Here is a 12,849-nt window from a genome sequence, read left to right as displayed (position 1 = left end):
TTAAGTCGGCGGCGCGGACACGGCAGCGGCCAGGGTTTCGTACTCGGCCACGCTGACTTCTTCGGCGCGGCGTTGCAGGTCGAAGTCGCCGGCAAACCCTTTGCCTTCCAGCCAGCGCCCCAGGGTGTTGCGCAAAATCTTGCGCCGCTGGCTGAAGGCCACCTGCACCAGTTCCTCCAGCACGGCCCGCTCCAGCCGGGCCGGGGCGCTGCGCGGCAGCATCCGCACCACGGCGCTGTTGACCCTGGGCGGCGGGGAAAAGCTCTCGGGCGGCACGAACAGCACGTTTTCCATGGCATAGCGCCATTGCAGCATCACCGTCAGGCGGCCATAGTCCGCCGTGGCCGGTTGCGCCACCATGCGGTCGATCACCTCTTTTTGCAGCATGAAGTGCTGATCCTGCACCGCATCGACGTGATCGAGCAGGTGAAACAGGATGGGGCTGGAGATGTTGTACGGCAGGTTGCCCACCACGCGCAGCCGGGGCACGCCCAGTTCGGCCGCCAGGGCGGTGAAATCGACCTTCAGCACATCGCTTTCCACCACCTTCAGCCCCTGGCGGCCCCGCAGCCGGGCGGCCAGATCGCGGTCCAGTTCGATCACCGTGAGCTGGCCCAGGCGTTCGAGCAGCGGCTGGGTCAGCGCCATCAGGCCCGGGCCGATCTCCACCACGGGCTGGCCGGGCTGGGGGCCGATGGCCCGCACGATGTTGTCGATGATGCCGTCATCGACCAGGAAGTTCTGGCCGAAGCGCTTGCGGGCGATGTGCTGGGCGGGTGGCTTCACTGGCCGTTCGCCTCGGTGTTGCGGTATTCCACGTAGGCCTGGCCGCGCAGCTCCTGCAGCCAGTTGGCATAGGCCTTTTCCAGCTTTTCCTCGCGCACCACGTTGCGCAGCATTTCGCGCTGCTGGCGCGGGTTGAGGGTGACCTGGCGGCGGTCTTCCAGCTGAATCAGGTGCACGCCAAAGCGCGAGACGATGGGCTGGCTGATCTCGCCCGGCTGCAGGCGGTCGAGTGCCTGCTCGAACTCCGGCACGAACTGGCCTGGGCTGGACCAGCCCAGGTCGCCGCCTTCGGGGGCGCTGCCGTCCTGCGAATACTGCTGGGCCAACTGGGCAAAGCTGGCCTGGCCGCGCTCGATGCGCTGGCGCAGCTCTTGCAGCTGCGCGGCGGCCTGCTCTTCGCTCATCTGGGCCGAGGGGCGCAGCAGGATGTGGCGGGCGTGGTTCTGCGTGACGACGCTGGGCACGCCGGTGGCGCTTTTATCCAGCACCACCAGAATGTGGAATCCGGCGGGCGAGCGCAGCGGCCCGATCAGGCCGCCCACGGGGGTCGTGCCCACGGCCTGCACGAAAGCCTGGGGATAGCGGTCGGCCGGGCGCAGGCCCATTTCAGGCTCGCCCGCATCCGAGTAGCGCTTGGCCACGGTCTGCAGGTCGACGCCGCTGCGCAGCGCCTGCACGGCCTGCTGGGCGCGTTGCTCCAGCTCGTGCGTCTGGGCGGCGGGGGCGTTTTCCGGCACGGCGATCAGGATGTGGCCCAGGTTGAGCGCCTGGGCCGGGCCCTGGTCGCCGCGCTGCTTCTGCTCGGCCAGGTATTGGTCGATGTCCTGGTCGGTGACTTTGACGCGGCCGTTCACGTCGCGCTCGCGCAGGCGCTGCATCATCAGCTGGTCGCGGATTTCCTGGCGGAAGCGCGTTTCGCTGATGCCCTGGCGGCGCAACTCGGCCTGCAGGTCGGCCAGGGTGCCGCCGCTTTGCGCGGCCACGTTCAGCACGGCCTGCTGCACGGCAAAGTCGTCCACGCGGATGCCGGTTTCGCGGGCCTGCTGCACCTGGGCTTTTTCGGCGATCAGGCGTTCGAGTACCTCGGGCGCCAGTTGCGCCAGCGTGGGCAGGGACTGGCTGCCTTGCTGGGCCATGGCCTGCAACACGCGCTGGCTGCGCACTTGCACCTCGTTGCGGGTGATCGGCTCGGAATTGACGATGGCGACGATGAAGTCCGCCGTCCGGGGGCCGGCCACCGGGGTGGGGGTGGCCGACTGGGTCAGGGCTTTTTCCAGGCTGGTCTGGGCCGGCTGGCCTGGGGCATCCTGGGCCGTGGGGGCTGCGTTGCTGGCGCAAGCCAGAACCAGGCAGGTCAGGCCGAGGGTGAACGGGTGGGACAGAGTGTTCAGGCGAAGCATCGTGGCAGGCTGGGGAAAGAAAAGGGATTAATCGTAATTGCTGAAGCGGCTGGGCGCAGCCGGGGCCTGGCTGCGCAGGCTTTGGTAGCCGGGGACATGCTCCTGCAGGCTGGACAGCGGGTCGGCGCCCAGGCTCAGGCGCGAGAAGCCGACGAATTCGAGCTGGAACAGCAGCCGGGTATTGGCCCGGGTGACGCTGTTCTGCAGGCGTTCGACCACCACGCGGCCAATCCAGCAGCAGCTGTCGTATTCGAAGCCGATGACGGTATCGACCAGCTTCTTGTCGGACAGGCTGTAGTTCAGGCGCCCGACACTGTACCAGCGGCCCTTGGCAGCGGGGCCGTTGCCCGGGGTCTGCGCCCTGGCGGCGGCGTTCAGCGGCCATTGCCAGCCCAGGTCGATCTGCTCGCTGCCCTGGTTGGCGATCTGGGTGCTGTTTTCGCGCTGGTAGCGGTAGGCGGCACTGACCACCTTGAACGGCCCGGGGCTATAGCGCCCGGTAACGGCCGAGCGCGTGGTGCGCTGGATGTCGCGGTTGTACTGCACCAGGGCGTCGGTGGCCCAGCGGGTGCCCCACTTGACGCCGGCGCCGACCAGGATGTCCGACCAGCCCTTGGTCCCCGGCGCGTCGTAGCCCAGGGTGGCACGCTGGTCGGCCAGACGCAGGCGCTGGGCCACGCCGAAGCGGGCAACCTCGGCGCCGGTGTCGGCATTCAGGTAGCGGGTGGTCAGGCCCAGGGTGACCATGTGGTTGTCGGCAATGCGGTCGTGGCCGGTGTAGCTGTTTTCGCTGTAGATGCTGGTCAGGTTGAAGTCCGACAGCGCCGTGTCGTACAGCGGCAGCATGGACTGGTCGCGGTAGGGCGTATAGGTGTAGAAGGCACGCGGCTCCAGCGTTTGCACGTAGCTGCGCCCGCGCACCTGGGTGGGGCGCTCGAAGATCAGGCCGCTGTCCAGGCTGGCGGTGGGCACGGCCAGCGAGTGGCTGCTGGCGCGGCCGGGCCGGTCGTTTTCAAAGCGGTAGTTGGCCGTGTGCAGTTGCAGTTTGGGCGTGACGAAGCTGCCCGGGCGCAGGAAGGGCCGGGCCACCTGGGCGGCAAAGTAGCTGCGCTGGCCGTTGTCGATGTGCTGGCGCCCGTCCACGGTGCGGGCGCGGTAGCGGGTGGTGTCGGCTTCCAGGCTCCAGTCCAGCCCCAGCGGGTTGTGCAGCGCCAGCGGGGTGTAGCGCCATTGCAGTTGCGGCAGGCGGTCGAACGGCGGGGTGATGGGAGCGTCCACGTCCTGCAGGGTCTGCCATTTCTGCGCCCGCGCCAGCAGGCTGTGGCCGTCCCGCGCCCAGGACAGGGCGCCGTGGCTTTCGATCAGGCGCTCGTTGGTCAGGCCGCCGCTGCCGGGCAGGGAGAAGTCGCGCCAGTAGTCGTTGTCGCTGACGCGGTGGATTTTCCAGTCGGCCCGCAGCCCGGCCAGCAGCGGGGACAGGTCGGCCTGGTTGCGCCAGGCGTAGGACCAGCGGTCGCGCTCGCGCAGGCGGTCGTCGGGCATGTAGTTGAGGGTCAGATCGCCGCTGAACTGCCGCTCCAGGTAGCGAAATTCGGTGCCCAGGTTCACGCCGCGCTTGCTCATCAGCGTGGGGGTGATGGTGGCGTCGCGGTTCGGGGCGATGTTCCAGTAGTACGGTTGGGCGTACTCCACGCCGCTGACACTGTCGATGCCGATGGTCGGCGGCAGCAGGCCGGACTTGCGCTTGTCCGACAGCGGAAAGCTCACCGCCGGCACGGGCAGGATGGGCACGCCCTTGAATTTCAGCACGCCGCCGTAGGCCACGCCGGTGTCGGTGGCGCGGTCCAGCTCCATGCGCCGGGCCTGCAGAACCCAGTCCGGCGCCCAGCCCTCGCTGTCGTCGCGCTGGCAGGTGGTGTACGAGGCCTGATGCACGGTGGTGCGATCACGGCTCAGAAATTCGACGCGCTGGGCGTCGCCGTGGCCCTGGGTGTCCAGGAAGCGGTACGACGCCTCGGTGAAGTCGCCCTGGAAGGCATCGACCTGGAGCTTGAGCCGGGTGCCCCGGTAGATGTTGCCGCCCCGGTTGATATGCACGTTGCCCTGGGCGATCACGGTATCGTCGGCCAGGGTGTAGTCGGCCTGGTCGGCGCGGATCACGGTGTCGCCCCGGCGCAGCTGGACGTGGCCTTGCAGGCGGGCGCGGATGTCGGTCTGGCCTTCGAAGCGATCGGCTTCAATATAAGTCGGCAGCTGGCTGTGCGTTTGCGCGGGCAGCGCTTCCTGCAGGCGGGGGCTGGCTTTCAGGGCGGGGGGCGGCAGGGGTGCGTCCCAGGTGCTGGCCTGGGCGGCAACGGCTACCGGGAAGGCGCAGGCCAGGGCCAAGGGACGCAGGCGCACTGTACGTACAGTAGGCAGAGGGCGTGGACGGACAAGCACAGTGGGCAGACAGAGAATCGAGGACGGCGGCGCCCCCAGGGTGCGGGGCGGTTGGTACGGGTTTGTAGAATGCGGATTATCCATGAGCGCTACCACCTCTCCCCCCCTAAATCCCTCTGCCGCCGTCGTTTGGGCGGATTCGCAACGTGCCCAGGCCTTCCGCGCCTGGCTCGACACCCTGGTGCCGACGCACGGCCTGCGCCCGGCAACGGTACGGCCCGCCTCGGCCGATGCCAGCTTCCGGCGCTACCTGCGGGTCGATACGCAGGCGGGCGTCAGCCGCATCATCATGGATGCGCCGCCGGACAAGGAAGACTGCCGCCCCTTCGTGCAGGTGCAGGCGCTGCTGCACGCCGCCGGGCTGCGCGTGCCGGAAATCCTGGACTGGGATGCCGAGCATGGCTTCATGCTGCTGTCCGACGTGGGCACGCAGACGCTGATCGACATCCTGGATGCCGACCGCCCCGAGGACGCCCAGGCCTGGTACCGCCACGCCAGCGACCTGCTGCTGCCCTGGCAGCAGGCATCGCGCCCCGGCGTGCTGCCCGCGTACGACGCCGCGCTGCTGCGCCGCGAGCTGCAACTGTTCCCGGACTGGTACCTGGGCCAGCACCGCCAGGCCGTGCTGGACGACCGGCAACGGGCCACGCTGGAGCAGGCGTTCGAGCGCATCGTGGCGGAAAACCTGACCGCGCCCAGCGTGTTCGTGCACCGCGACTTCATGCCGCGCAACCTGATGGTGCCTGCCGACCCGCGCACCCAGCCGCTGGCGGTGCTGGACTTTCAGGACGCCGTGTACGGCCCCGTCACCTACGACATCGCCAGCCTGCTGCGCGATGCCTTCATCAGCTGGGACGAGGATTTCGTCATCGACATCACCGTGCGTTACTGGGAAAAGGCCCGCAAGGCCGGACTGGTCGGCGCGGCCAGCCAAAGCGGCTGGGGCGCGGACTTCGGCGAGTTCTACCGCGCCGTCGAATGGATGGGCCTGCAACGCCACCTGAAAGTGGCCGGCATCTTCGCGCGGCTGACGCTGCGCGACGGCAAGCCCAAATACCTGGCCGACGCGCCGCGCTTCATCCACTACATCCGCAGCACCTGCAGCCGCTACCGCGAGCTGGCGCCGCTGCTGCGCCTGGTCGATCAGGTGGAAAACATCCAGCCGCAGTTCGGCTTTGCCTACGGACGAGTGTAACCATAGCTGTTATCGCTGATATAGCAAGGATTTCAGCCATGAAACAGCCTGAAACTCAATGAATACCAGCGGTAAAAGCTCCTTTTTTCGATATGCCCCGCTTTTACTGTCCCCTGCCCATTCAAGCCCAGGCCACATTCGACCTGCCCGCCGGGGCGGCCCGCCACGTCCAGGTGCTGCGCCTGCAGCCGGGCGCCGTCATCACACTGTTCACCGGGGAGGCCGGCCAGGGCCAGTGGCAGGCCGAGGTGCTGGAAATGGGCCGCAGCCATGTGCGCGTGCGGGTGCTGGCGCACGAAGCCATCGACTGCGAACACCGCCGCCCGGTGCATCTGCTGGCCGGCATCACGGCCAACGAGCGCATGGACTGGCTGGTGGAAAAAGCCACCGAACTGGGCGCGGCCAGCCTCACCCCGCTGCTGGCCGAGCGCAGCGTCCTCAAGCTCAAGGGCGAACGCGGCGAGAAAAAGCGCGAACACTGGCAGGCCGTGGCCGTGGCCGCGTGCGAGCAGTGCGGGCGCAACCAGGTGCCGCTGCTGCACCCCGCCGTCACGCTGGCGCAGTGGCTGGCCGCGCAGCCCCGGCCTTCTCGGCCAGCGGATGAAAGCCGCGTCGTCCTGTCCCTGGCCCCGGGCAGCCGGCCCTTGCTGCAGGCCGTGCCCCCCGGCACGGGGCCGGTGGTGCTGCTCTCCGGCCCCGAAGGCGGTTTGAGTCCGGCCGAAGAAGAGGCCGCCCTGGCCGCCGGTTTTGCCCCCGTCACGCTCGGCCCCCGGGTGCTGCGGGCCGAAACCGCCCCGCTGGCGGCGCTGGCGCTGCTGGATGCCGGGTAAACACGTTCAAGCGGTCGCGTTCAGGATCAGCCCGGTGATATCGCCGCTGGGGCTGGTAAAGGTTGGCGGTTCGGGTTGCAGGCGCAGCACATCCAGCGATTGCCGGGCGCGGGCGCTATCGACGGCGCTGCGGGCGCTGTCCGAACGGCTGTCCGCCGCATGGGATTTGCGCTGCACGTCGTCGGCCTGGGCCTGTTCCCGGTCGGCGCTGCGTTGCGCTGCATCGGCCTGGCGGCGCAGGCGCTGGGCGGCTTGCTCGGCGTGTTGCGCTTCGCGCTGGGCTTCCTGCACCGCAGTCTGGCTGCGGGCCATGCTGGCGTTGCCAGCGACAACGGGAGTCAGGGCGGTGGTCATGGGGATGCCTCCTTTCGCGTTTCCAGGCTGCTGATCTGCCAGGGTATTACCGTCAGATATAGAGGGCTTGCGCAAAAAAAGCAAGGCCATCCACCGGGCCGGGCGCTTTGCTTTATTCAGTCACTCCGCACAAGCTTCCAGGGCCTTGCCGCCCAGCGCCGGGGCCAGGGCGGCCAGCTTGGCTTGCTGCGCGGCAGTGACGGCGGGCAGGCGCAGGGTAAAGACCTGGGTCGTGGCCCGTTCCTGCACCACGCGGGCGCCACGCACGCCGCTGCGCAGCAGGCGGGTCAGCTCGCGGGTGGCGGCTTCTTCGGAGGAGAAGCGGCCCAGCGACAGGCCCGGCTCCAGGTTGCCGCCGGCGCGGTCGGTGTCGATGCCCTGCGCCCGCAGCGAGGCGCGTTGCCGGGCCAGCAGTTCCGGGCTGGGGAATTTGCCCAGGTAGACCATCCAGCGTCCGGCCACTTCCTGGGTGCGCAGCTCGTAGCTGTCCCAGGGCAGCTCCTGGGCCCGCAGGGCGCTGCGCAGGGTTTTGGTTTCTTCCTGGGTGAAGGGGCCGGCCTCCAGGCACTGCGTGGCGATCTCGGTTGCGGCGGTGGCCGGGGCCGGCGTTTCCGTTTCCAGAGGGGCCGGTTCGGTGGCGTCGGTTGCTGACGCAGCGATGGGGGCCGCATCTGCGACGGGCGTGGGGCTGGCGGTGCCGTTCAGGAGCTGCACGGCCTCGGGGCGCATCTGCTTTTCCAGCCGCCAGGGTTCGCTGGTCTGGCCTGGCCCCCAGCCGACCGCCGTCAGCCAGCCCTGGCCCCAGGCGGCATAGCCCAGGTTGGCGGCAAACAGGATCAGCAAGACGAAACGCAACATGGCAGTGGAAGATTAGCGGTTTAGCGGGGCAAAGGCATATTGTGCGGGCGCACGCTGACTTCGGCGCTGTGGATGGCCTGCACGCCGTGGGCGGTTTCAATGTGCAGAGCGCCGTCCGGGCCGACGCCCAGGGCCAGGCCCGCCAGCCCGTCGCTGGTGTGGACGGGGCGGCCACGCAGCACGTCCAGGGCGGCGAACTGGGTCACGCAGGGGGCAAAGCCGCTTTCGGCAAATTCCAGCAGCTGGCGCACCAGCATGGGCAGCAACTGGGCCAGGGCCAGCGGGGCCGTCCAGCGCGGGTCGAGTTCCTGGAGGCAGGCGGGGGGCGTCGTCCAGGCGCCGGTCTGGGCCGGGGGCAGGATGTTCAGGCCGATGCCGACGATGACGTAGCGCCCGCCCTGTCCTCCTTGGTGGGCGTGCGGCAGGTTGGCCGTTTCGATCAGGATGCCGCCGAGCTTGCGGTCGTCCGTCAGCCACAGGTCGTTGGGCCATTTCAGGCCGATGCGCAGCGGCGCGTGCGGCGCGGTGGGTTGCAGCGCCTGCGCCACGGCCAGGCCGACGGCCAGCGACAGGCCCGACCAGTCGTGCGGCGCCAGCACCAGGCCCAGCGAACACATCAGGCTGCTGCCCGGGGCGTTGCTCCAGGGACGGCCCTGGCGGCCTTTGCCGGCAGTCTGTTCCTCGGTGACGAGCAGCACCGGGTCGGTGTGCCCGGCGCGGGCGCGGCGCATGAGTTCGGTGTTGGTCGAGTCGATGCTGGGCAGCACCTCGACGGTGAAACCGGGCAGCAGGGCGGCAGTGTGCTGCCACAGGTCTTCAGCGTGCCAGAGCATGGGGGGCCTTGAATCGAAAAATTGCGCGGGCGGTGCCGGACATGAAAAACTCTGATAACTTGAACAGGTATGCGTGCGTGCGCACGCGTGAGACACCAACTTTACAAAACCGACCCATTGTAGAAGGCCTTCCCGGCCCAGCATGAGCATGAGCAAAACCCTCGTCATCGCAGAAAAGCCCTCGGTGGCCCAAGACATCGTTCGGGCGCTAACCCCGGTTGCGGGCAAATTCGACAAGCACGACGACTATTTCGAAAACGAACGCTACGTCGTCACCAGCGCCGTCGGCCACCTGGTGGAAATCCAGGCGCCGGAAGAATTCGACGTCAAACGCGGCAAGTGGAGCTTTGCCCACCTGCCCGTCATCCCGCCGCGCTTCGACCTCAAACCCGTCGACAAGACCAAAAGCCGCCTGGCCGCCGTCGTCAAGCAGGCCAAGCGCAAGGACGTGACGCAACTCATCAACGCCTGCGACGCGGGCCGCGAGGGGGAGCTGATCTTTCGCCTGATCGAGCAGTACGCCGGTGGCGCCAAAGGCGGCCTGGGCAAGCCCGTGAGCCGGCTGTGGCTGCAGTCGATGACGCCGCAGGCCATCCGCGACGGTTTCAACCACCTGCGCACCGATGCGCAGATGCACGGTCTGGCCGACGCGGCCCGCAGCCGCTCCGAGGCGGACTGGCTGGTCGGCATCAACGGCACGCGGGCGATGACGGCGTTCAACTCGCGCGACGGCGGCTTCTTCCTGACCACCGTGGGCCGGGTGCAGACGCCGACGCTGTCGCTCATCGTCTCGCGCGAGGAAAAAATCCGTGCCTTCAAAAGCCGGGAGTATTTCGAGATCCACGCCAACTTCGCCGCCCAGGCCGGGCAGTACCTGGGCAAGTGGTTCGACCCCAATTTCAAGAAATCCGACGACCCCGAAGCCCGCGCCGACCGCCTGTGGAGCCAGGAAGCCGCCCAGGCCATCGCCAGCGCCGTGCAGGGGCAAAGCGCCACGGTCACGGAAGAATCCAAGCCCAGCACCCAGGCCAGCCCCCTGCTGTTCGACCTGACCAGCCTGCAGCGCGAGGCCAACGGCAAATTCGGCTTTTCCGCCAAAACCACGCTGGCGCTGGCGCAGGCGCTGTACGAAAAGCACAAGGCGCTGACCTACCCGCGTACCGATTCGCGCCATCTGCCCGAGGACTACCTGCCCACCACGCGCCAGACGCTGGAGATGCTGGCCGCCTCGCACCACACCCATCTGGCCCCGTTTGCCCGCCAGGCGCTCGACCACAACTACCTGCGCCCGACCAAGCGCGTGTTCGACAACAGCCAGGTAAGCGATCACTTCGCCATCATCCCCACCACGCAGGCGCCCAGCGGCCTGTCCGAAGCCGAGCAAAAGCTCTACGACCTGGTGGTGCGCCGCTTCATGGCCGTGTTCTTCCCCGCCGCGCAGTACCAGGTGACGACGCGCATCAGCCAGGTCATGCAGCACCAGTTCAAGACCGAGGGCAAGGTACTCATCCACCCCGGCTGGCTGGCCATTTACGGCAAGGAAGCGGCCAGCGAAGCGAAGGACGGGGCCAAGGATGGCGACAAGGGCCAGCCCCTGGTGGCGGTGCAGCCCGGCGAACACCCCCGCGTGGCGCTGGCCCAGGCCAAGCCGCTGCACACCAAGCCGCCCGCCCGCTATTCGGAAGCCACCCTGCTGGGCGCAATGGAAAGCGCGGGCAAGCAGGTCGAGGATGAAGAGCTGCGCAGCGCCATGCAGGAAAAAGGCCTGGGCACCCCGGCCACCCGCGCCGCCATCATCGAAGGGCTGCTGACCGAAAAATACCTGCTGCGCGAGGGCCGCGAGCTGCTGCCCACGGCCAAGGCCTTCCAGCTCATGACCCTGCTGCGCGGCCTGGACGTGCAGGAGCTGTGCAAGCCCGAGCTGACCGGCGAATGGGAATACAAGCTGGCGCAGATGGAGCGCGGCGAGCTGCCCCGCGCCCAGTTCATGCAGCAGATCGCCCAGATGACCGAGCGCCTGGTGCAGAAAGCCAAGGAATACGACCGCGACACCATCCCCGGCAACTACGCCACGCTGACCTCGCCGTGCCCGCAGTGCGACGGCGTCGTCAAGGAGAACTACCGCCGCTACGCCTGCACCGGGGCCAATGGCGAGGGCGAGGGCTGCGGCTTCTCCTTCACCAAATCGCCTGCCGGGCGCACCTTTGAAACGCACGAGGCCGAAACCCTGCTGCGCGAACGGCGCATCGGCCCGCTGGAGGGCTTCCGCTCCAAGGCGGGCTGGCCGTTTGCCTCGGAGCTGGCCATCGTCACCGACAAGGAAACCGGCCAGTTCAAGCTGGAGTTCGACTTCGGCGACGACAAGGCGGGCGAGGCCAGCGGCGAGATCGTCGATTTCAGCGGCCAGACCAGCCTGGGCGCGTGCCCGGCGTGCGGCGCCCCGGTGTTCGCCCACGGCAGCAACTACGTGTGCAGCAAGGCCGTGCCCACCGCCGCGCAGCCCGCGCCCAATTGCAGCTTCAAATCCGGCCAGGTCATCCTGCAACAGCCCATCGCCCCCGAGCAGATGCAGAAACTGCTGGCCACCGGCAAGACCGACCTGCTGGACAAATTCGTCTCCAACCGCACGCGCCGCACCTTCAAGGCGCATCTGGTATGGGACAAGGCGGGCAGCAAGGTCGGCTTCGAGTTCGAGCAGCGCGAAAGCAAATACCCCGCCCGTGCAGCAAAAACGGTAGCTTCTACCGCTGGAAAAACAAGCACTTCATCCACAAAAGCAGCTAAAACCAGCACCAGCAAAGCGGCACCAGCTCGTAAAACCGCAGCGGCCAACTACCGCCCCGATGCCGCCCTGGCCGCCGTCATCGGCAGCGATGCCGTGGCCCGTACCGAGGCGCTGAAAAAGCTCTGGGACTACATCAAGGCGCACAACCTGCAAGACCCGCAGGACAAGCGCACCATCGTCGCCGACGACAAACTGCGGGCCGTGCTGGGCAAGGACCGCGCCGGCATGTTCGAACTCACCGGCCTGATCGGCCCGCATCTGGTCGCCAATGCCTGAACCCCGACGCCACATCCGCCTGCACGGCTGCACCAACTTCCGCGACCTGGGCGGCTACACCGGCCACCAGGGGCGGGCGCTGCGCTGGGGGCAGGTGTACCGCTCCGACCACCTGGCCGATCTGACCGAGGGCGACCTGCACCAGCTGGACGCTTTGGGCGTGGCCCGCGCCGTCGATTTTCGCGGTGCGCAGGAACGCGCCCACCACGGCTACGCCTGGCCGCAGTTGCAGCAGCACAGCCTGGCCATCGAACCCACCGTGGTGCAGGAAGCCCTGCAACTGCTCAAAGCCGGCGGCAGCCTGAGCGTGCCCGACACCGTCGCGTTGATGCAGGACACCTACCGCGCCCTGGTGCTGGAAGCCGCCCCGGTGTACGCCCGCTGGTTCGCCCTGCTGCTGGAGGACGAGCGCCCCCTGGTCTTTCACTGCACCGCCGGCAAAGACCGCACCGGCTGGGCCGCCGCCCTGCTGCTGCACGCCCTGGGCGTCGCGCCCGAGGCCATCGCACAGGACTATCTGCTCACCAACCAGCTCTACCACCGCCCGGCGATGCTGGCTGCGCAAGCGGCCCGGCACATTCCGCAGGAAGTGCTGCAAGTGCTGTGGACGGTGCAGCCCGCCTTCCTGGACAGCGCCTACGCCGCCGTGGCGCAAAGCTGGGGCAGCATGGAGCGCTACCTGCACGAAGCCATCGGTCTGACGCCCGACGCCCTGGCCGAACTGCACGGGCGGTATCTGGAGCTGCCCTCGGGGCGGTAACCCGGTTCGGCCCGCCTTTCTTTCACGCGCCGGGCCGCGACAATGCCACAGGCGTGGCCGAGGCAGCCACGGTGGCGCTGGCGGCGGGGACGTGGCGCGTGCCGCTGCCCAGGGCTGCCAAAGTCTTTTTCAGGTGGTCGTAGGCGGGCCGCACCTGCTTGGGAATCAGTTGCCGGATGGCGTCGAAATCGCCTTGTTGCGCCAGTTGCAACATCTGCGCCCGCACCTGCCGGTAATGCGCCAGCGCAGCGCTGAAAGTGTCCGCCGGCCCTGTCCCGGTCAACACCCCCAGCTTGCCCCAGGCCTGGTCCAGCAGAGCATCCAGCTCGCCAA

11 protein-coding genes are annotated in these 12,849 nt (G+C 68.2%); 4 read left to right on the top strand and 7 right to left on the bottom strand.

Going from position 1 to position 12,849, the window contains the following annotated elements; genetic code table 11:
• Genes rsmA through ACFO3A_RS14620 form a run of 3 tightly spaced genes read right to left on the bottom strand, consistent with a single transcriptional unit; the run spans window position 1 to window position 4,586 of the window.
• Window positions 1–786 carry a 16S rRNA (adenine(1518)-N(6)/adenine(1519)-N(6))-dimethyltransferase RsmA gene (rsmA, locus tag ACFO3A_RS14630; protein WP_377727872.1) on the bottom strand — a complete coding sequence of 262 codons (786 nt, stop codon included), beginning with the start codon at window positions 784–786 and terminating at the stop codon, window positions 1–3.
• Window positions 783–2,186 (bottom strand): peptidylprolyl isomerase, encoded by a 1,404-nt coding sequence (locus tag ACFO3A_RS14625; protein ID WP_377727869.1) that lies wholly within the window; start codon window positions 2,184–2,186, stop codon window positions 783–785. Before ACFO3A_RS14625 ends, rsmA begins: the two co-directional genes overlap by 4 nt.
• Window positions 2,187–2,213: 27 nt before the next feature.
• Window positions 2,214–4,586, bottom strand: a complete 2,373-nt coding sequence (locus ACFO3A_RS14620) for an LPS-assembly protein LptD (RefSeq protein WP_377727867.1) — start codon at window positions 4,584–4,586, stop codon at window positions 2,214–2,216.
• A 121-nt stretch (window positions 4,587–4,707) separates the two neighbouring features.
• Here ACFO3A_RS14620 and ACFO3A_RS14615 point away from each other — a divergent pair, with 121 nt between their 5' ends.
• Together ACFO3A_RS14615 and ACFO3A_RS14610 are read left to right on the top strand one after the other, a co-directional pair.
• Complete coding sequence (locus tag ACFO3A_RS14615; protein ID WP_377727865.1) at window positions 4,708–5,820, top strand: aminoglycoside phosphotransferase family protein; 1,113 nt, start codon at window positions 4,708–4,710, stop codon at window positions 5,818–5,820.
• Window positions 5,821–5,912: 92 nt separating this feature from the next.
• Window positions 5,913–6,650: a 16S rRNA (uracil(1498)-N(3))-methyltransferase gene (locus tag ACFO3A_RS14610; RefSeq protein WP_377727862.1), complete on the top strand. Its 738-nt coding sequence runs from the start codon at window positions 5,913–5,915 to the stop codon at window positions 6,648–6,650.
• Window positions 6,651–6,656: 6 nt separating this feature from the next.
• On the opposite strand, the gene ACFO3A_RS14605 is transcribed toward ACFO3A_RS14610, so the two are convergent.
• The 3 genes from ACFO3A_RS14605 to ACFO3A_RS14595 form a co-directional block, all read right to left on the bottom strand.
• Window positions 6,657–7,004, bottom strand: coding sequence for a hypothetical protein (locus tag ACFO3A_RS14605; RefSeq protein WP_377727860.1), 348 nt, complete (start codon window positions 7,002–7,004; stop codon window positions 6,657–6,659).
• A 120-nt stretch (window positions 7,005–7,124) separates the two neighbouring features.
• The gene (locus tag ACFO3A_RS14600) at window positions 7,125–7,862 is read right to left on the bottom strand and encodes an SPOR domain-containing protein (protein WP_377727857.1); all 738 of its coding nucleotides are present in this window, start codon (window positions 7,860–7,862) and stop codon (window positions 7,125–7,127) included.
• A gap of 20 nt (window positions 7,863–7,882) precedes the next feature.
• On the bottom strand, window positions 7,883–8,695 hold the full coding sequence (locus ACFO3A_RS14595; protein ID WP_377727854.1) for a biotin--[acetyl-CoA-carboxylase] ligase: 813 nt from the start codon (window positions 8,693–8,695) through the stop codon (window positions 7,883–7,885).
• Between the two features lie 148 nt (window positions 8,696–8,843).
• Here ACFO3A_RS14595 and ACFO3A_RS14590 point away from each other — a divergent pair, with 148 nt between their 5' ends.
• Both ACFO3A_RS14590 and ACFO3A_RS14585 read left to right on the top strand, forming a co-directional pair.
• Window positions 8,844–11,756 (top strand): DNA topoisomerase III, encoded by a 2,913-nt coding sequence (locus ACFO3A_RS14590; protein ID WP_377727852.1) that lies wholly within the window; start codon window positions 8,844–8,846, stop codon window positions 11,754–11,756.
• Window positions 11,749–12,516: a tyrosine-protein phosphatase gene (locus ACFO3A_RS14585; RefSeq protein ID WP_377727850.1), complete on the top strand. Its 768-nt coding sequence runs from the start codon at window positions 11,749–11,751 to the stop codon at window positions 12,514–12,516. The genes ACFO3A_RS14590 and ACFO3A_RS14585 overlap by 8 nt, the downstream gene beginning before the upstream one ends.
• A 22-nt stretch (window positions 12,517–12,538) precedes the next feature.
• Here the strand turns inward: ACFO3A_RS14585 and ACFO3A_RS14580 are convergent.
• A partial coding sequence (locus ACFO3A_RS14580; protein ID WP_377727846.1) for an MCP four helix bundle domain-containing protein occupies window positions 12,539–12,849 on the bottom strand: 311 nt, incomplete at its 5' end.

The organism is Comamonas nitrativorans (assembly GCF_042654765.1).
GTDB lineage: Bacteria > Pseudomonadota > Gammaproteobacteria > Burkholderiales > Burkholderiaceae_C > Comamonas > Comamonas nitrativorans.
Note: the sequence above shows the minus strand (reverse complement) of the source record. Positions and strands in the feature narration are given on the sequence as shown.

Coding starts and splice junctions, on each gene's coding strand:
- ACFO3A_RS14615 (WP_377727865.1), top strand. CDS start 4,708: ATGAGCGCTACCACCTCTCCCCCCCTAAATCCCTCTGCCGCCGTCGTT.
- ACFO3A_RS14625 (WP_377727869.1), bottom strand. CDS start 2,186: ATGCTTCGCCTGAACACTCTGTCCCACCCGTTCACCCTCGGCCTGACC.
- ACFO3A_RS14590 (WP_377727852.1), top strand. CDS start 8,844: ATGAGCAAAACCCTCGTCATCGCAGAAAAGCCCTCGGTGGCCCAAGAC.
- ACFO3A_RS14610 (WP_377727862.1), top strand. CDS start 5,913: ATGCCCCGCTTTTACTGTCCCCTGCCCATTCAAGCCCAGGCCACATTC.
- ACFO3A_RS14605 (WP_377727860.1), bottom strand. CDS start 7,004: ATGACCACCGCCCTGACTCCCGTTGTCGCTGGCAACGCCAGCATGGCC.
- ACFO3A_RS14585 (WP_377727850.1), top strand. CDS start 11,749: ATGCCTGAACCCCGACGCCACATCCGCCTGCACGGCTGCACCAACTTC.
- ACFO3A_RS14600 (WP_377727857.1), bottom strand. CDS start 7,862: ATGTTGCGTTTCGTCTTGCTGATCCTGTTTGCCGCCAACCTGGGCTAT.
- ACFO3A_RS14595 (WP_377727854.1), bottom strand. CDS start 8,695: ATGCTCTGGCACGCTGAAGACCTGTGGCAGCACACTGCCGCCCTGCTG.